At 55.9% G+C, this 16,362-nt stretch carries 18 protein-coding genes, 1 tRNA gene and 2 pseudogenes; 9 read left to right on the top strand and 12 right to left on the bottom strand.

What is annotated here, in order from left to right; all coding sequences use genetic code 11:
• The 5 genes and pseudogenes from IOB61_RS05850 to IOB61_RS05870 form a co-directional block, all read right to left on the bottom strand.
• A pseudogene (locus IOB61_RS05850) lies at positions 1-693 on the bottom strand (RNA polymerase sigma-54 factor); the annotation flags it as partial.
• A 14-nt stretch (positions 694-707) separates the two neighbouring features.
• Positions 708-1,466 carry an LPS export ABC transporter ATP-binding protein gene (gene lptB, locus IOB61_RS05855; RefSeq protein ID WP_085339350.1) on the bottom strand — a complete coding sequence of 253 codons (759 nt, stop codon included), beginning with the start codon at positions 1,464-1,466 and terminating at the stop codon, positions 708-710.
• Entirely contained in the window at positions 1,463-1,993 is a 531-nt protein-coding gene (locus tag IOB61_RS05860; protein WP_290813574.1) for an LptA/OstA family protein, read from the bottom strand. Before IOB61_RS05860 ends, lptB begins: the two co-directional genes overlap by 4 nt.
• A gap of 66 nt (positions 1,994-2,059) precedes the next feature.
• Positions 2,060-2,854 carry a hypothetical protein gene (locus tag IOB61_RS05865; RefSeq protein ID WP_290813577.1) on the bottom strand — a complete coding sequence of 265 codons (795 nt, stop codon included), beginning with the start codon at positions 2,852-2,854 and terminating at the stop codon, positions 2,060-2,062.
• Positions 2,851-3,465 (bottom strand): ribonuclease D, encoded by a 615-nt coding sequence (locus IOB61_RS05870; RefSeq protein WP_290813580.1) that lies wholly within the window; start codon positions 3,463-3,465, stop codon positions 2,851-2,853. Before IOB61_RS05870 ends, IOB61_RS05865 begins: the two co-directional genes overlap by 4 nt.
• A gap of 223 nt (positions 3,466-3,688) precedes the next feature.
• Here IOB61_RS05870 and IOB61_RS05875 point away from each other — a divergent pair, with 223 nt between their 5' ends.
• The gene (locus IOB61_RS05875; RefSeq protein WP_290813583.1) at positions 3,689-4,447 is read left to right on the top strand and encodes a bifunctional 2-polyprenyl-6-hydroxyphenol methylase/3-demethylubiquinol 3-O-methyltransferase UbiG; all 759 of its coding nucleotides are present in this window, start codon (positions 3,689-3,691) and stop codon (positions 4,445-4,447) included.
• A 196-nt stretch (positions 4,448-4,643) separates the two neighbouring features.
• Here the strand turns inward: IOB61_RS05875 and IOB61_RS05880 are convergent, their stop codons facing one another.
• A complete protein-coding gene (locus IOB61_RS05880) occupies positions 4,644-5,099 on the bottom strand; it encodes a hypothetical protein (protein WP_290813586.1) in 456 nt (151 codons plus the stop codon).
• Between the two features lie 106 nt (positions 5,100-5,205).
• On the opposite strand from IOB61_RS05880, the gene IOB61_RS05885 reads away from it, so the two are divergent.
• Both IOB61_RS05885 and IOB61_RS05890 read left to right on the top strand, forming a co-directional pair.
• Positions 5,206-5,472: a helix-turn-helix transcriptional regulator gene (locus IOB61_RS05885; RefSeq protein WP_290813589.1), complete on the top strand. Its 267-nt coding sequence runs from the start codon at positions 5,206-5,208 to the stop codon at positions 5,470-5,472.
• 2 nt (positions 5,473-5,474) lie between these two features.
• Positions 5,475-5,948, top strand: a complete 474-nt coding sequence (locus tag IOB61_RS05890) for a hypothetical protein (RefSeq protein WP_290813592.1) — start codon at positions 5,475-5,477, stop codon at positions 5,946-5,948.
• 140 nt (positions 5,949-6,088) lie between these two features.
• Here IOB61_RS05890 and IOB61_RS05895 read toward each other — a convergent pair.
• A tRNA-Leu gene (locus IOB61_RS05895) sits at positions 6,089-6,173 on the bottom strand.
• 123 nt (positions 6,174-6,296) lie between these two features.
• Here IOB61_RS05895 and IOB61_RS05900 point away from each other — a divergent pair.
• A complete protein-coding gene (locus IOB61_RS05900) occupies positions 6,297-6,773 on the top strand; it encodes a shikimate kinase (protein WP_290813595.1) in 477 nt (158 codons plus the stop codon).
• Between the two features lie 4 nt (positions 6,774-6,777).
• Here IOB61_RS05900 and IOB61_RS05905 read toward each other — a convergent pair whose 3' ends face one another.
• On the bottom strand, positions 6,778-7,401 hold the full coding sequence (locus IOB61_RS05905; RefSeq protein ID WP_290813598.1) for an EipA family protein: 624 nt from the start codon (positions 7,399-7,401) through the stop codon (positions 6,778-6,780).
• Positions 7,402-7,501: 100 nt separating this feature from the next.
• Positions 7,502-7,882, bottom strand: a complete 381-nt coding sequence (locus IOB61_RS05910) for a PIN domain-containing protein (protein WP_290813601.1) — start codon at positions 7,880-7,882, stop codon at positions 7,502-7,504.
• A 158-nt stretch (positions 7,883-8,040) separates the two neighbouring features.
• On the opposite strand from IOB61_RS05910, the gene ettA reads away from it, so the two are divergent.
• The 3 genes from ettA (at position 8,041) to IOB61_RS05925 (ending at position 11,549) form a co-directional block, all read left to right on the top strand.
• Entirely contained in the window at positions 8,041-9,702 is a 1,662-nt protein-coding gene (ettA, locus tag IOB61_RS05915) for an energy-dependent translational throttle protein EttA (RefSeq protein ID WP_290813604.1), read from the top strand.
• 152 nt (positions 9,703-9,854) lie between these two features.
• Complete coding sequence (locus IOB61_RS05920; protein WP_290813619.1) at positions 9,855-10,559, top strand: alpha/beta hydrolase; 705 nt, start codon at positions 9,855-9,857, stop codon at positions 10,557-10,559.
• 324 nt (positions 10,560-10,883) lie between these two features.
• On the top strand, positions 10,884-11,549 hold the full coding sequence (locus IOB61_RS05925) for an Abi family protein (protein WP_290813607.1): 666 nt from the start codon (positions 10,884-10,886) through the stop codon (positions 11,547-11,549).
• A gap of 32 nt (positions 11,550-11,581) precedes the next feature.
• Here IOB61_RS05925 and hslU read toward each other — a convergent pair whose 3' ends face one another.
• Genes hslU through IOB61_RS05940 form a run of 3 tightly spaced genes read right to left on the bottom strand, consistent with a single transcriptional unit; the run spans position 11,582 to position 15,243 of the window.
• Complete coding sequence (hslU, locus tag IOB61_RS05930; RefSeq protein WP_290813610.1) at positions 11,582-12,880, bottom strand: ATP-dependent protease ATPase subunit HslU; 1,299 nt, start codon at positions 12,878-12,880, stop codon at positions 11,582-11,584.
• Entirely contained in the window at positions 12,877-13,440 is a 564-nt protein-coding gene (hslV, locus tag IOB61_RS05935; protein WP_290813613.1) for an ATP-dependent protease subunit HslV, read from the bottom strand. Before hslV ends, hslU begins: the two co-directional genes overlap by 4 nt.
• A 51-nt stretch (positions 13,441-13,491) precedes the next feature.
• Entirely contained in the window at positions 13,492-15,243 is a 1,752-nt protein-coding gene (locus IOB61_RS05940; protein WP_290813616.1) for an EAL domain-containing protein, read from the bottom strand.
• A gap of 227 nt (positions 15,244-15,470) precedes the next feature.
• Between IOB61_RS05940 and hisB the strand changes: the two genes are divergently transcribed.
• Positions 15,471-16,061 (top strand): imidazoleglycerol-phosphate dehydratase HisB, encoded by a 591-nt coding sequence (hisB, locus tag IOB61_RS05945; RefSeq protein ID WP_085340569.1) that lies wholly within the window; start codon positions 15,471-15,473, stop codon positions 16,059-16,061.
• Positions 16,062-16,070: 9 nt separating this feature from the next.
• Positions 16,071-16,362 (top strand): annotated as a pseudogene (locus IOB61_RS05950) (imidazole glycerol phosphate synthase subunit HisH); the annotation flags it as partial.

The following is a 16,362-nucleotide window of genomic DNA, read 5'->3' on the forward strand; positions in this document are numbered from 1 at the left end:
GTCGCGCTCTTTCAGCTGCGCGGCCAAGCATTCTTCCACGCTGCGCGCGCACACGCCGGTGGGATCAAAAGTCTGCAAAGTCTGCACCACAAGCTCTAGCGCTTCGTGGTCAATGCCCAGACGTTCGGCCACTTCGCTCATGTCGGCGCGCAAATAGCCGGCGTCGTCGACATGGTCGATCAAATAGCTAGCAACCATCCGGTCGACCGGGGAAGAAAATGCCAAGACAGCTTGGCTTTCCAAATGATCGCGCAGCGAGACCGTTTGGGTCAGGCGGCTCTCAAAGTCGTCTAAATCTTCAAAGCCGCCGCGACCTTCGCCCGCCTTGCTCCAATCCACGGTCGAGCCGATGGCCTCGCTTGCCGGCATATCGGCATCGTTGTGTACGTCTTCATAGCTTGCATCGAGGGCGGATTCCGCATGGGGGTCTGGCCCTTCGCCATTGGCGCATAATTCTTGTGGACCGTCGCTGGCTGGGCCTGCTTCGCGCGGGTCAATATCTGGCACATCTTCGATGCCGTAATCGTCCACGTCATCCACGCGCTCAAGCACGGGATTGCGCTCTAATTCTTGCTCAACATAGACGGCCAGTTCAACGGTGGACATTTGCAACAGCTTGATCGCTTGCTGCAATTGGGGCGTCATAACAAGGCCTTGGCCCTGTCGAAGCTCCATGCGCGGTGCGATAGCCATTCTACTCGTCCCCGTTAGGCCTTAAAATCCGCTCCAAGATAAACACGGCGGACGTCGGGCTGGTGTAACACTTCGTCTGGCGAACCCTCGAAGAGAACCTCGCCGTCAAATATGATAGTCGCACGATCAATAATATTCAGTGTATCTCTGACATTATGATCAGTGATTAGCACACCAATGCCACGTTGCTTTAAAAATCCAATCAAATCACGGATGTCGGCGATGGCCAGCGGGTCAATCCCGGCAAATGGCTCGTCCAAAAGAATGAAAGAAGGGTCGGTTGCAAGCGCGCGGGCGATTTCCAAGCGCCGCCGTTCCCCGCCGGAGAGCGAGGTTGCGCGCTGTTTGCGCAAGCGATCGATTCGCAATTCGGTCAAAAGTTCGGTGGCGCGCGCCTCGCGAATCGATGGATCGGGTTCAATCGTTTCCAATACGGCCAGCACATTGTCTTCCACGCTCATGCCGCGAAAGATCGAAGGTTCCTGCGGCAAATAGCCAAGGCCCAAGCGCGCCCGCACATACATGGGCAAAAGCGTAACATCTTGGCCGTCAATCGAGATGTCACCAAAGTCTGGCTGGATCAGGCCCATCACCATGTAGAAGCAGGTTGTTTTGCCCGCGCCATTGGGCCCCAACAGCCCCAACACCTCACCCCGCTTTAGGCTTAGCGAAACGCCATTGACCACTTGGCGACCCTTATAGGCCTTGCCAAGGTCGTTCGCGATCAAGCCCATTTCTTCAGGAGATCTAGCGCTGGCAGCTTGCGGCGTCATTTGCGGGCTGAACCGCCTTTTGCTGTTTGGCTGTCATTCGGGAAAATAACGGCCCGAACGCGCCCGTCCATACCCCGCATGGTCGAGGCGCGGGTCTTGGTATTCAGGGTCAGCATTGAGCCTTTCAGCACGCTTTGGCCTTGAACGGCGACCACATTGCCGAAAAACTGCACCGTATTGGCGGGGGCATCAAAGATCGCCCGATCCCCGCGAATCTTTTCGGTTGGGGTGACATAAAATGTTTCCCCCTCGGTATAGACTTTGTCGATATCGCCGTTGGCCCCATTGGCACCCTTCAGATAGGTGACGCGGATGCGCGGAGCCCGCAAAACCGCCCCATCTTGCGCTACAGAGGCATTGCCAACCAAGGTGCTAACCCCGGCCGCGGGATCATAGACCAGATCATTGGCCGATACTTCAATCGGGCCATTGCCGCTGGTCGCCTGCGCCAAAGCCGTGCCGCCGACAAGGCCTAAGCCTAGCAGCATGAGAAAACCGGGAGCGGCAAACTTCTTTAACTGGGTCATATCAAGTCCATTGATAGAGATTCGTCACATCTAGCCACCAGACACACCTGCCTAGCGTTGAAATTATCACCTCAGTTGCGCGATGACATTCCCTGTCAGCTGCAGCCTCTTACTTGCGGTATTATATACATAGCGGTCTGCGGCCCCTGTGCCTAGCTCTGAGCGAATGCGGATTGAACCCGTGCCGGTTAGGGTGCGGGATTCCTTATCGAAATAAGCCTGATCTGAAGTTGCTTCGCCATCTTTGAAGGTCACGCGGGCATTGCCCAGAAGTGCCACAGCCCCCTTGGCTTCGTCCCATTGTAACGATTGGGCAGTCGCCGTTTCGCCACTGGGCAACGTGATTTGGGTGCCGCCCTCCACTGTCAGGACGGATGGGTCAGATGTCCACATGGCCGAAACGCCGGTTGCCCGCTCACCTGCCTTGCGCGAAAACACAACATTGCCTTTGAGAGACAAGGTTTGGGCGTCTTGCGACCATATGCCTTCATCGGCTGTCGCGACGCTGCCGTCAGCGGTCTCGAGTTTCGGCTTCTCCAGACGCACCGCCCCAGCAGCGTCTGAAACACTGCGCGTCGCCCGCGCCCCGGTTACTTTAAGGCGTTTGCCTTCGCGCGTATTGCCAATAAATTCAGGAGATTCCATCACAAATTGATCGCCTTGGACAAGCTTGCTTGTATCAATGGCGGCACCTTGCACGCCGCGCACAATCACGCTGCCAATCAACAATAGGGTTGATAAAGCAGCGCCTGCCAAAAAAATCGAGCGCGTGGTCTTCACACGAAGGGTGCGCAAGCGCGCATCATTCGGGGTCAGGCGTCGCCTAGCAGGCTGTAATGTTTGTGCGTCGATGCTGGTCATGCGTGGGAAAAGATGTCTGACTCAGACCAGCCCATCAAGTCCAAATCGGCGCGGACGGGCAAGAAATCGAAGCAAGCTTGGGCAATTTCCAAGCGGTTTTCACGGGTCAACATTTCCACCAAGCGCGTTTTGGCCGCATGCAGATACAAAACGTCGGAGGCCGCATAAGCCAGTTGCGCCTCACTTAACTGCGCAGCCCCCCAGTCAGAGCTTTGCTGCTGCTTATTGAGTTCAACGCCCACCAATTCCTTGACCAAATCCTTCAGGCCGTGGCGGTCTGTATAGGTACGGACCAGTTTGGAGGCGATCTTTGTACAGAAAATGGGGCTTATCTTGACGCCCAGATAGTGCTTGCACATGGCGACATCAAAGCGCGCAAAGTGAAACAATTTTTCCACCTTGGGATTAGCCAGCAGCGCTTTTAAATTCGGGCAGTCATAGCTTGGCCGATTAAGGCGGACGATATGGGCATTGCCGTCGCCAGAGCTTAATTGCACCACGCATAAGGCATCGCGCACCAGGGACAGGCCAAGGGTTTCTGTATCAACAGCCACAACGGGGCCTAAATCTAGGCCATCTGGTAAATCGCCCTCGTAAGAATGAATCGTCACGTCTTAAGCCTCTTGTGGTCTTTCACTGCAGGTTCTGGCGCACCGAACAAACGGCTACGACAGGGTTGTGACCCTCTCTAAGCCTTTTTGCGCGGCACCGCAAAAGGTGTTGGGGGTTGATTACAGGTGCCGGTCGGCCGCCCTCTTTTGGAACGGGCCAAGTTCGCGCATAAGGGGCGAATGCGGAGAGCCCGTGCGGGCGTGTGGAGACCGTTTGAAATTCATGCAAAGCAAACGCGATACCGACTCCGACTGGAACCAATTAGGCAAGGTGGACCCCTATTGGGCCGTGATAACGGACGAGCGCTATCGGGCCGGCACGATGGATGCTTTGGGTCGACAGGCGTTTTATGACAGTGGCCTGTTCGATGTGGATAGGTTCCATGCGGCCCTGAAACGCTATTTTTCTGCGCCCGATCATTTTGACGCTTGTTTAGATTTTGGGGCCGGTGTTGGCCGCTTATTGGTGCCGATGGCGCAACGCGCGAACCGGGCCGTGGGCGTAGACATTGCTGACTCGATGCGGGCCATCTGCCAAGCCCATGTGGATGAACTGGGCCTTGCCCGGGTAAAGCTTGTGCCAACGCCCCAGGCCGCCGCTGAATTTGGCCCGTTTGACTGGATCAATTCCTACATTGTCCTGCAACATATTCCCCCGGCGAAGGGCCTCGACCTGATCGCAGATTTAGTCTCTAGCCTAAGGCCGGGCGGCTTTCTCTCGCTACAGGTTACAACCCATCGCGATCCAACACGCTTTCCGCCAGACACCGCAGGCCCAGTGCGCAAATGGCTTCGCGCACTTCGAAACAACCTGATGCCCAGCCGCGATCTCGGGCAAATCACCATGTATGACTATGACCTCAACCAAGTCCTCGCCCGGCTCACAGACGCCAACTGCCCCCACTTCATCTTAGAACCCACCAACCACGGCGACCATCATGGCTTTATGATTTATGCGCAACGGGGGGCACCTCTTGCTTAATCAGTCCGCAAAAGCCTGCCCCTTGTTTTGCTGCCCTGTCTGAAAAGATTTGGTTCGTCAGGAGGCCCGATAGGAGATTAGCGCGAATGCCGATCTTCCAATCGAGGCAAGCCAATGAATGACACAGGTTCATCCACATTGTTGGGTAGAGCAATCATTCGGTGGCATGCAGATATGAGGGATGTGGAATTTGAGGTCAGTCAGCTGGAAGCTGGCCCATCCTTTTCCGGCCAACCAATAACAACACATACAAGCCCGTCAGACCCAGCACGCCAGTAAAGATAGCAAAGCCAGTGATGCCGAATGTGGGCACATAGGTTGATGTTGCCAAATGAAAGCTAAAGTAAGCGATATGGATTATCGCTCTCCCCAGGAAGACAATGCGGGTCCATCCTGCCCACATGAACACCCCGATCGCAGTGACGCCAAGTAAGACCGAATAGATGAGGCCAACAATGTGCTCCCAATCTGCTAGGGCGGCGTAATACCTTACAGCTTCTTGCGCCATGTCAACCGGTGCCGGTGTCCGGCCCGATCCAATCGCAAAAGCTGCGGCAATGTTGGTAAGCTCAAATAATGCTTGGGCCAATAAAACTGCGCCAACTGCCCAGCGATGCCAAGGCTTCTTTGAGGGGGCTGTGGATTCTGACATTATAAATTCCTCTAAAACAATCCAACCTTGACGGAATGTATGATATGCACTACATTCTGTCAACAAAGGTGCGGGATCTGAAACCGTTCATTGGTACAGGGGCCTTATGCGCAAACGGCAAGAAAAGAGCGAAGTTCATAATCGGGTTAGCGTGTTGCGAGTGGCGCAAGGTCTTAGTCGCCAAGATCTTGCAAGCGCAGTCGGTGTGACTTTCCAGACGATTGGTTATTTGGAGCGTGGGGAATACAGTCCAAGCATTGAACTAGCCTTGAGACTGGCAACGTTTTTCAAGCTGCCTGTTGAGCAGATTTTCTCGCTCACGCCATTCCCGCCTCTTTCAGAAACGTTGCGCGCGGCGCAGAAAGGAGAGTGAGAATGTCATTTCAATTTGGATGGGGCCCTGCGGGGTCTTGGCCTAACTGGCTCGGCCGTGCCGCAACATTTGTTATGTTCACCTTCTACCCAATCGGTGCCATGCTTCGCCTTGCCCCATCTAATGATTGGATGGACTTAGGCGGTCTAGGGCTTATGATTGTGGCTGGTCTCGTCGCGGCTGCTTTTTCAGCCAGTTATGCCTATCAGTTGAGCCATGCGCATGACGATCTTCTTGACGAGCGTGAGCGGCAGGTTCGCCACAAAGCCCACACGCTCGCTTATAGCGGCTTGGCTGCACTGCTCATTTCGGCCTTAATCTATATGCAGCTTGCCCATGATCAGAAGTGGTGGATGCCATCAGATGGCGATCATTGGAAAACCCTCTTCTGGGGCGGCATCATCGCTGTCTTCACCTTTCCGGCTGCCAGCCTTGTCTGGACAGAGCCTGCCCACAGTCACGATAACGACGAATAAGGAAAGTAGACGGGCGATCTCTCGCTGCATACGCTCGATGCCCCAGCGATCGAAATCAACGAAATTCAAACCAAAGCAACTGCCCGCATCAGCAGAGCTTTTGATGCCTGCGATCGTTCTCAGTTAGCTAAAAAGAAAAGTGGTGCCCAGAAGAGGACTCGAACCTCCACGCCTCGCGGCGCTGCTACCTGAAAGCAGTGCGTCTACCAATTCCGCCATCTGGGCAACGGAAGCGGGGATTTAGAGGACATGGGGGCGGGCGTCAATTGGCTTATCATTGATTTGGGTGTCATTTCGCCCTGTGCGGCTGACTTGCTGGGGCGGGGGTGGTTCCGCTAAAGGCGGGGCATGGCGAAATTGGTAATCATGGGCGTCTCTGGCGCGGGTAAGACAACCTTGGGCACGGCTTTGGCGGCCCGGCTTAACTGGCGTTTCCTCGATGCCGATGACTTTCACGCCCCCGAGGCCAAGGCCAAGATCGCCTCTGGCGTCACTTTGGATGAGACGGATCGTGCGGCGTGGTTGGCGCGGATAAAGCCGGTGTTTGACGAGGCTGGGGTGTCGACGATTTTGGCGTGCTCTGCCTTGAAGGCGATCCATCGAACCAGCCTGTCGCCCGATTATCTGGTGCATTTGGTGATCGGGACCGATCTTGCCCATGACCGCCTTCTAACCCGCCAAGGCCATTTCGCCGGGCCCAGCATTTTGGCCTCGCAATTTTCGACTTTAGAGACACCCGAAGACGCGCTGGCTGTCGACGCTGCACAGCCGACGGCTGCGCAGGTCGATCAGATTATTCAGGCTTTTTCACTCAAATCTGCGTGAGCGATCAGAAGGGAATGGCGCGGCGGCGCTTGGAATAAGCCGTATAGCCAGCATTCACCCCGGCCCGGAAGCCAAGGCCCGTGCGCATCGGGGCCAAAGTCACGCCCTCGGCGCGCTGATAGGTCACGGCAATGCCTGCCACAAAGAAGGCTGCACCCTCAACACCGGGATAGCGGCGATAAATGCCATCTGGGTTTTGCAGATTATAGACCAAGGTGAAGACCTTGCTGGCATTGCCGCCCGTATCGAGGCCAATCGACGGACCCTGCCAGAAGACGCGCCGCTCTTGCCCGTCTTTCATCACCAAGGTGCCTTGGCCATAACGCAGGCCAAATCCAACCGCAGCGGCATATTCGTCGCCACGGATATAGCCAACTGGGCTGCCCTGATCTTGGAACACGCGTTCCACCGCTTGGCCAACACTGCCCGAGGTTTTGCCAAAGAAGGTGCCGGCAGCATCGATGATTTCCTGCTGGGTGAACCCATCTGGATTGGTCTTGTTGGATGCGGGCGCCGAACGCGATGACGTGGCGGAGTCATCGGGTGTTGGCCCTGTGGTTTGCGCAAATGCCGGCGTGCCCAAAGCCAGGGCTGCCGCACAAAGAATAGCAAGTTTTCGGTCTAACATAATGTGGCTCCAAAATCGCCCCTCGGCTTGTTAAACCCAAACATGGTTAGTTTGGCGTTAAGATGGCCATAGCGTGTTCAGACCTTGGACATGTTTGGGATCAGGCTTGGTCGGTGTCTAACGCATAAGGGATCAAGACGGGCGGATCGTCCAAATCTTCGCACAGCGCCCGGTCTCGGGTCACCAAGGTGCGGCCACTGGCTTGCGCGGTGGCGACGATCAAGGCGTCGGCCAGATCAAGCCGCCGTTCGTGGCGCAGCAGGGCGGCGTAAACGGCGATGTCGGCGTCGACCTCAATCAGGTGAAAGCGGTCGAGCCACAGCCGCATGGCCTCTTCCTGCGTGGAAGGCACGCCTGACATGACTTCAACCCATGTGATGACTGAAATGGCCGCACCACTATAGGCCGCAAGGGCCTCAGTCGCCGCGCGATGGCCTTGCAGGTGATCGATCAGAATATTGGTGTCGAACAAAACCTTCATCGACCCCACCTTTTGATTTGGGTTGCCGCCTGTATCCCCTCCGTTAGACATGCGTCTGCAACCGCACAAGTCCCCCGCATGGCGCACCCTTCCCCTTCGCCTTCGGGTCAGCTAAAAGCCCCGCCAACTCCTCACTTGACCGACAGAAAGACACATACGTGGCACATCAGCATATCTTCCAAATGCAAGGCCTGACCAAAGCCTATCCAGGCGGCAAGAAAGTATTCGAAAACATCTGGTTGTCCTTTTACCCAGATGCGAAGATTGGTGTGGTTGGCGTCAATGGCTCGGGTAAGTCGACGCTTCTGAAGATTATGGCCGGGATCGATAAGGATTTCACCGGGGAAGCCCGCCCCGCCCAAGGCACCAAAATGGGCTATCTGCCACAGGAGCCAGACTTAGACCCCACCAAGTCCGTGTGGGAAAATGTGATTGCCGAATGTCCTGAGAAGATCTTGTTTGATCGCTATGGCGAGATCTCCATGAAGATGGCGGAAGATTATTCCGACGAGCTGATGGAAGAAATGACCGCCCTGCAAGAGCAGATTGATGCGGCCGATGCGTGGGACATTGATGCCAAGATCGAAATGGCGATGGGCGCCTTGCGCTGTCCAGACAATGATGCCGATATTTCCAAGCTGTCGGGCGGGGAAAAGCGCCGCGTTGCGCTGTGCCGCCTGTTGCTGTCCAAGCCAGACATGATGATGCTGGACGAGCCGACCAACCATTTGGACGCAGAATCGGTTGCTTGGCTTCAGCACCATTTGGAAGAATTTCCCGGCTGCGTCATCCTCGTCACCCACGACCGCTACTTCCTTGACCAAGTGACGAAGTGGACGCTGGAACTCGACCGCGGCAAGGGCATTCCTTACGAAGGCAATTATTCCAGCTGGCTCGAACAAAAGGCCAAGCGGATCGCCCAAGAAGAGCGCGAGAGCGATGCCAAGTCTAAGATGATGGCCAAGGAATTGGACTGGGTGCGCCAAAGCCCGAAAGCCCGCCAAGCCAAGTCGAAAGCCCGTCTGGCCCGCTATGAAGAAATGGCGGATGCGGCTGAGCGCGAAAAGCAGAGCTTTGCCACCATTCAAATCCCACCTGGACCCCGTCTTGGCACCAATGTCATCCGCTTTGACAATCTGTCCAAAGGCTATGGCGATCGCATGCTGATTAAGGACCTCACCTTCAAACTGCCGCAGAACGGCATTGTGGGTGTGATCGGTCCCAACGGGGCCGGTAAGTCCACCCTGTTTAAGATGATCACCGGTCAAGAAAAGCCAGACAGCGGTTCCATCACGGTTGGCGAAAGCGTCAAGCTGGGCTTTGTCGATCAAAGCCGCGACCATTTGGATGACAATAAAAACGTCTGGGAAGAGATTTCAGGCGGGCTCGACATCATTGATGTCGGCGGCCGTGAAGTGCCTTCGCGGGCTTATGTTGGCACGTTTAATTTCAAAGGTGGCGACCAGCAAAAGAAAGTCGGCCTGTTGTCGGGTGGGGAGCGTAACCGCGTTCACCTCGCCAAGACGTTGCGTTCGGGTGCCAATGTCCTCTTGCTGGACGAGCCGACCAATGACTTGGACGTGGAAACCCTCTCGGCGCTGGAAAATGCGCTGGAAGCTTGGCCCGGCTGCGCCGTGGTCATCAGCCACGACCGCTGGTTCCTCGACCGCTTGGCCACCCACATTCTCGCCTATGAAGGCGACAGCCATGTGGAATGGTTTGAGGGCAATTTCGAAGCCTATGAAGAAGACAAGAAGCGCCGTCTGGGCCTAACCGAAATCATCCCAAGCCGGATCAAATTCCAGAAGTTTGCGCGGTAGATAAAGGTGTCACCATCGGGGAAAGCCTAAGCCCGGTTTAAAGAATTGGCGGCTGAAGCTGTTCGACTGGTTAGTCGAACGGCGATCACTCTGGTGGAACGCTCTCCACTCAATCTGGCGGTCGGGCGCGCGATTGTCAGCCTGTGGCCGACATGCCGCCGGGGCCGGGTCTCTTGTTCTTTCACGGCGGTGGGTTTCTAGCCGACAGTGTTGAGACCTACGACAGTTTGTGTCGACATTTGGCGCTGAAATCGGGCGTGCGGGTTGTGTCGGTGAGTTATCGGCTGGCACCGCAACATTTGTTTCCAAGTGACTATGATCATGCCTTGGCAATTTGGGATGATCTTGCCGAAGAGGCAGCTGAATTAGATGTTTTGCCAGATGCGCTGGCCGTAGGCGGGGATTCCGCCGGTGGAAATCTGGCCGCAGGGGTTGCGCTCGCTAGGCCGACTGCCCGCCTGCTTTTGCTCTATCCTTGGTTGACGCTGACGGTCGAGAATCTGCCGAGCCCTAATTTGAAAGAAGGCAGTTTGCGGGATTTGTGTGCCCTCTCCTATTTGGGTCCAGAGTGGCAAGCCCTTGCGACCGATCCGTGCGTATCGCCTTTGCTGGCCGAAGACCTATCCAAAATCAAAGGTGCAGATATTCTGACAGGGGGCTGGGACCCCGTGCGCCCAGATGGCGTTTTGTTTGCAGACCGTCTTCGCGCAGCAGGCATTGATGTCACGCTGGAGCATTTTGGCGATCTGGTCCATGGCGGCCTGTCTTTTCCCACAAGCTCCAGTCTCGCTGGACGCGCCCTAGATCGCATGGCACGCGCTTTGGGGCGGGGATTAGGGGTCATTACTTCAAAATAGGGTCACCCATTTCCTACAACACAAACCAGCTGAGTTCGGCGGTTGCGCTCATTTGCACTTTTGAGAGTGCAAGAGCTCCAATGTTTGAGATATTTATTTGATCGAAAATATGCTTAAGGTTAGTTTAGACAAGCTTTGTTTAGCGCAACCGGAAAGTCTTACCCGCAATTCCCTAGGGAGCGCGTCAAACAAATGAAATGAAACTGGGAAGCTGAGAGTCGAAACCCCCGGAGGACCTTTCGGCTGTCCGGGGGATCTATCTGTCTAGAGCCGTTTGCAGAACAGTGACGAACTCTAGCTCACCGAGGCTTATTACGCGCAACAATGGCAGAAATCAATCTACGAAATCTTACGCCAAACCAATATCGAGCGCTTGCCGACATTCTGTCGACTGATCGCTTAACAAGCTACCTGGTCGCTTCTGGCCACGATAAGCAGCGAGCGATGAGATTATACCTCTGGAATTCCGAAGTGGGAGCAACTTTCTATATTCCCACGCAAGCTGTTGAGGTTGGTTTACGAAACCGGATAAATCATGCGCTTTCAGCTCAGTTTGGTGAAGAATGGTGGGCCAATCGGCAATACTTAAGCCTTTTGGATCAGCCGCGCGTCAACGACTTGAGTCAAGTCAAAAGCCGCATCCATTCTAGAAGCCTACCATTGACGACTGGGCAAATTGTGGCAGGTCTTTCATTCGGCTTTTGGGCCGGCATGCTGCATCGCAGATATAATCCAGACATTTGGACGAGGCAGTTGCGACTTAGTTTTCCGTATCTCCCAGATATCATCGATCGCCGGAAGCTTTATGATGAAGTCCGCAACTTAGTTGAATTGCGAAACCGCATTTCACATCATGAACCATTGTTCCGAAGAAACCTATTGGAGGACCATAGGAGGACGATGCAGTTGCTCGGATGGCTATGCCCTACAAAGGCAGCATTGCTTCGTCCCTATTGCAAAGCGCCAATGGTCATTCGTCAAAAGCCATGATCGGAGAGTCTCGAGGCCACTGGAATCTGAACCTACAACACAAACCGGCTCAAGTCGGCATTCTTCGAGAGGCCATCGACTTTTTCACGCACATAAGTGCCCGTGATCTCGATGGTCTCGCCGCCGCGGTCGGTGGCGTGGAAGCTGATGTCGTCCAGCACGCGTTCAAGGACGGTGTGTAAGCGGCGGGCACCGATATTTTCCACGCTGGTGTTTACCGCCACGGCCACATCGGCAATGGCATCGACGGCCTCTTCGGTGAAGGAAAGCGTCACGCCTTCGGTGCCCATCAGGCCAACATATTGCTTCACGAGGCTGGATTCAGGCTCTGTCAGAATGCGGCGGAAATCATCGCGCGTCAGGGCCTGCAGCTCAACCCGGATCGGCAAGCGGCCTTGCAGTTCGGGCAATAGATCGGACGGCTTGGCCACATGGAAGGCACCCGAGGCGATGAACAGAATGAAGTCTGTCTTCAAAGCGCCGTGCTTGGTTGAAACCGTCGTGCCCTCAATCAGCGGCAAGAGATCGCGCTGCACGCCTTCGCGGCTGACATCGGCACCTTGACGCTCTGCGCGTGCGCAAATTTTATCGACTTCATCGATAAAGACCACGCCTTCGGTTTCGGCCAGAAGTAAGGCCTCTTGCGTGATGGAATCCTTGTCCAACAGCTTGTCGCTTTCTTCGGTCACCAAAGGCTCATAGGCTTCGGCCACGGTGGTTTTGCGCGTGCGCTTCTTGGTGCCAGACAGGTTCTGCAGCATGGTGCCCAGATCAATCATGCCGCCGGGGGCACCTGGAAACTCCATCATCGAGGCAGCGGGAGAGCTCACGTCAAAATCAAGCTCGATCTCTTTGTCGGCTAACAGACCGCCGCGTAGTTTTTTGCGGAAGGCCTCGCGCGTGCCTTGGCTGGCCTCGGTACCGACAAGGGCGTCTAGAACCCGGTCTTCTGCCATGGCTTCGGCTTTGGCGCGCACATCTTTGCGGCGGCGGTCGCGCACCAGATGAATGGCTGCCTCCACCAGATCGCGGATGATCTGATCCACGTCACGGCCAACATAGCCGACTTCGGTAAACTTCGTGGCTTCGACTTTTACAAAGGGTGCGCCCGCCAGCTTGGCCAGACGACGGGCAATCTCGGTCTTGCCGACGCCCGTGGGCCCGATCATCAGAATATTCTTGGGTGTCGTTTCTTCGCGCAGCTTTTCCGGCAAGCGCTTGCGCCGCCATCGGTTGCGCAGCGCAATGGCAACTGCGCGTTTGGCATCAGACTGGCCAATCACATGGCGGTCGAGCTCGGAAACAATTTCACGGGGGGAAAGGTCGGTCATTCTACGATCGCCAATTGTTCTAGGGTCAGATTGCCATTGGTATAGACACAAATATCGGCTGCAATCGCCATGGCTTTGCGGGCAATGGTTTCCGCGTCGAGATCTTGCTCATACAGGGCGCGGGCAGCGGCCAAAGCATAGCCCCCGCCAGAGCCGATGGCAGCAACCGCGTGGTCGGGTTCCAGCACATCGCCTGTACCGGTCAGCACATAGGTGCCGTGCTTATCAGCGCAGATCAGCATGGCTTCTAAGCGGCGCAAATAGCGGTCGGTTCGCCAATCCTTGGCCAGTTCCACACAGGCGCGCAACAATTGATTGGGAAAGCGCTCCAGCTTGGCTTCGAGGCGCTCAAACAAGGTGAAGGCATCAGCCGTTGCCCCGGCAAAGCCCGTCAACACGGTGCCGCCTGCTAAGGTTCGCACCTTGCGCGCCCCATGTTTCATAACTGTATTGCCAACCGAGACTTGCCCGTCGCCCACGACGACCACTTTGCCGCCTTTGCGCACTGCCAAAATCGTTGTGCCGCGCCAGTCGGCGGCGGGACGTTCAAAATCGCTCATGCCTATGTAATGGCGTCTGTGCGGGCTGACTTCAAGGCGCGCGCCGTCCTCTTAGCTGGTACGGCGCAGTCCTTCGATGGCGGGCGCAGGGCTCAAGCCATCGGCGCGGGCCGCCCAATTGCGGGCGTGGGCTTCAAATTGGTCGGCAGACATGGGTGAGCCAAACAGATAACCTTGGCCCAAAGTCGCGCCGCGCTTCTTCAAGAAGGCCGCTTGTTCTTGGGTTTCAACCCCTTCGGCAACGGTCTCATAATTCAGACCGCCGGCCATCGCGATGATGGTCTCGATCATGGTCGGCGCGTTGCGGTCCTTGCCCAAAGCGCGGATAAAGCTTTGGTCGATTTTAAACACGTCAAACGGCATACGGGTAAGTGCTGCCAAGTTAGAGTGGCCCGTGCCAAAGTCGTCAATGGCAATCCGCACGCCCTTATTGCGCAAGGGTTCCAGCAGGCGGATCACCCGGTCTGGATTGCTCATGGCGATGGATTCGGTGATTTCCAGCTCAAACAGCGAGGCGGGTAGGCCCGTTTCGGCCAAAATATTCTGCACCTTGGCCGTAAAGTTATCGTCATTAAACTGCATGGCCGACACATTGACCGCGACGCGCAGGGCAATGCCCCGGCGCAGCCAAGCGGCAGCCTTTTTCGCGGCATCGCGCATGATATAATCGCCCAAAGGCGCGATCAGGCCGGTTTCTTCTGCGGCGGTGATAAATTTGGTGGGCGAGACCATGCCTTGGGTCGGATGGTTCCAGCGCACCAAGGCTTCGCAGCCATGAATGCGGCCAGTCCCCAAGTCCACTTTCGGCTGGAAATAGGCCATGAACTGGCCTTGCTCGATCCCGGCACGAATTTCGTTCTCCAGAACCAGCTTTTCCAGCGCGCGCTGGTTCATCTTGCGGGTGAAGAAGACGCTGCGGTTGCGGCCGCCATTGCGGGCATGGCTGAGGGCGAGATCGGCAGAGCGCAAGACTTCTTCGCCTGTCTCGCCATCTTGCGGGAAAATCGCGATACCCGCGCAGGCCCCAAGCACGATGCGGTGGCCACCCAGTTCAAAGTGCTGGCGCAAGCCCGCAGCAACCAATTGCGCAAAGCGGCCGGCTTGGGTCGGGTCATCAATATCGGGGATCAAAACGGCAAATTCTGAAATCCCCGTCCGCGCAAGCAGCGCAGGTCGGGCAATACAGGTCTGCAGGCGCACAATCCGGTCGGACGCCCGCACAGCCGCCGAAAGTCGCTCCGCCACAAGGCCCAATAATTCTTCGCCCGCAATCTGGCCGAGGGTTTCTTGCACGCGGATGAATTTGTCGACGTCGATGGAGATGACAGCACCCACCAGATTATTGGCCGCATTGGATTTGGCGGCCTCATCGGTTTCTTGGCGGAAGCGGTCTCGGTTGGGCAGTTCGGTGATGGTGTCCACAAAGGCCAATTGCTGGATGCGCTTCATGGAAGCATCCAAGCGCTGCATCATGCGGTTTAGCGCACGGGCCAGAATCTCAAGCTCATCGCCAGAGCGGATATCGAGGCGAACGCCCAAGCGCTTTAAATTGGTCTGCTGGGCAAATTCGGTCAGGTCGCGCAGCGGATCGGTTATCCGCGTCACAAAGGCATAGAAGGCTGCAGTCGCCAGCACGGCCGACAAGGTCGATCCGCCAATGGCCCAAGCCAGGGCTGGTCCACGACCAATTGTAAAGCTTAGCATGACGATCATGCCCAGCATCACAAGACTCATCAAGCCAAGGAAAGCCAAAGTCAGCTTCCCGGCGAGCGTCTTTAGGATGTTTTCCAGCCAGTCTTTCACTAAACTTTGCGCCCAAAAGTTCGGGATTCGGCGACAGAGCCAATAAGTTCCCAGAACAACTTATCCTGTTTGCACACATTAGGTTGACGTGGCCTTAATCCGCGGGGCGCAGATGCAGACTGTAACCAGCACGATCGCTGGTTTCCTTTGTCTTCCCAAAGCGCTAAGAGGGGGCCGTTCGCGCCAATTTATGGCGGGTTCACCTAGACCATCATCGGAAAGATCTCATCGTGCGAACGGCTACCATTCAGCGCAATACGAAAGAAACGCAAATCTCGGTCACCATGAATTTGGACGGGACGGGCATTGCCAAGGTTTCGACTGGAATTGGCTTCTTTGACCATATGCTGGAAAGCTTTGCTAAGCATGCGCTGATTGATCTGACGGTTGAGACCAAGGGCGATCTGCATATCGATATGCACCATACGGTCGAAGACACCGGCATTGTGATGGGCCAAGCGCTCAAAAGCGCTTTGGGTGACTTTGCTGGCATTCGCCGCTTTGGCCATGCCTATATCCCGATGGACGAGACCTTGTCGCGCGCTTCCCTTGATTTGGCCAACCGGCCCTATCTGGTGTGGAATGTGCATTTTGAGCGGCCAAAGGTCGGCGAGATGGACACCGAATTGTTCAAAGAATGGTTCCATGCCTTTGCCGGCAATGGGGGCGTGTGTCTGCATGTCGAAAACCTCTATGGGCAGAATACGCACCATATTATCGAGAGCTGTTATAAAGCCCTCGCGCGCGCCCTGCGGGTCGCCATTGAAATTGATCCCCGTTTGAATGGGGCGGTCGCCTCCACAAAGGGCGTCCTTTAAGGCACGGAAATGCTTACCTTAATTGACTATGGCTCTGGCAATCTTCGTTCCGCGGAGAAGGCGTTGGTTGCAGCAGGGGCGCGCGATGTCTGTGTGACAAGAGACCCCGATCGTATCGCCAAGGCCGATCAGATCGTTCTGCCCGGTGTGGGTGCCTTTGCCGATTGCGCGGCCAATCTGGCTGCCGTCGATGGTCTGCGCGAGGCTTTAGAGACCCGTGTGCGCGAAGAGGGGGCGGCCTTCCTTGGGATTTGTGTCGGCATGCAACTCCTCGCCGATGTGGGTATTGAGTTTGGCTCAA

The sequence above is a fragment of the Aquidulcibacter sp. genome (assembly GCF_020253525.1).
Classification (GTDB): Bacteria; Pseudomonadota; Alphaproteobacteria; order Caulobacterales; family Aquidulcibacteraceae; genus Aquidulcibacter.

Bases quoted from the DNA above. Each gene is read 5' to 3' on its own strand.
- lptB (WP_085339350.1), bottom strand. From the start codon at position 1,466: ATGACGCCGCAAGCTGCCAGCGCTAGATCTCCTGAAGAAATGGGCTTG.
- IOB61_RS05860 (WP_290813574.1), bottom strand. From the start codon at position 1,993: ATGACCCAGTTAAAGAAGTTTGCCGCTCCCGGTTTTCTCATGCTGCTA.
- IOB61_RS05865 (WP_290813577.1), bottom strand. From the start codon at position 2,854: ATGACCAGCATCGACGCACAAACATTACAGCCTGCTAGGCGACGCCTG.
- IOB61_RS05875 (WP_290813583.1), top strand. From the start codon at position 3,689: ATGCAAAGCAAACGCGATACCGACTCCGACTGGAACCAATTAGGCAAG.
- IOB61_RS05880 (WP_290813586.1), bottom strand. From the start codon at position 5,099: ATGTCAGAATCCACAGCCCCCTCAAAGAAGCCTTGGCATCGCTGGGCA.
- IOB61_RS05885 (WP_290813589.1), top strand. From the start codon at position 5,206: ATGCGCAAACGGCAAGAAAAGAGCGAAGTTCATAATCGGGTTAGCGTG.
- IOB61_RS05890 (WP_290813592.1), top strand. From the start codon at position 5,475: ATGTCATTTCAATTTGGATGGGGCCCTGCGGGGTCTTGGCCTAACTGG.
- IOB61_RS05900 (WP_290813595.1), top strand. From the start codon at position 6,297: ATGGCGAAATTGGTAATCATGGGCGTCTCTGGCGCGGGTAAGACAACC.
- IOB61_RS05905 (WP_290813598.1), bottom strand. From the start codon at position 7,401: ATGTTAGACCGAAAACTTGCTATTCTTTGTGCGGCAGCCCTGGCTTTG.
- IOB61_RS05910 (WP_290813601.1), bottom strand. From the start codon at position 7,882: ATGAAGGTTTTGTTCGACACCAATATTCTGATCGATCACCTGCAAGGC.
- IOB61_RS05920 (WP_290813619.1), top strand. From the start codon at position 9,855: ATGCCGCCGGGGCCGGGTCTCTTGTTCTTTCACGGCGGTGGGTTTCTA.
- IOB61_RS05925 (WP_290813607.1), top strand. From the start codon at position 10,884: ATGGCAGAAATCAATCTACGAAATCTTACGCCAAACCAATATCGAGCG.
- hslU (WP_290813610.1), bottom strand. From the start codon at position 12,880: ATGACCGACCTTTCCCCCCGTGAAATTGTTTCCGAGCTCGACCGCCAT.
- hslV (WP_290813613.1), bottom strand. From the start codon at position 13,440: ATGAGCGATTTTGAACGTCCCGCCGCCGACTGGCGCGGCACAACGATT.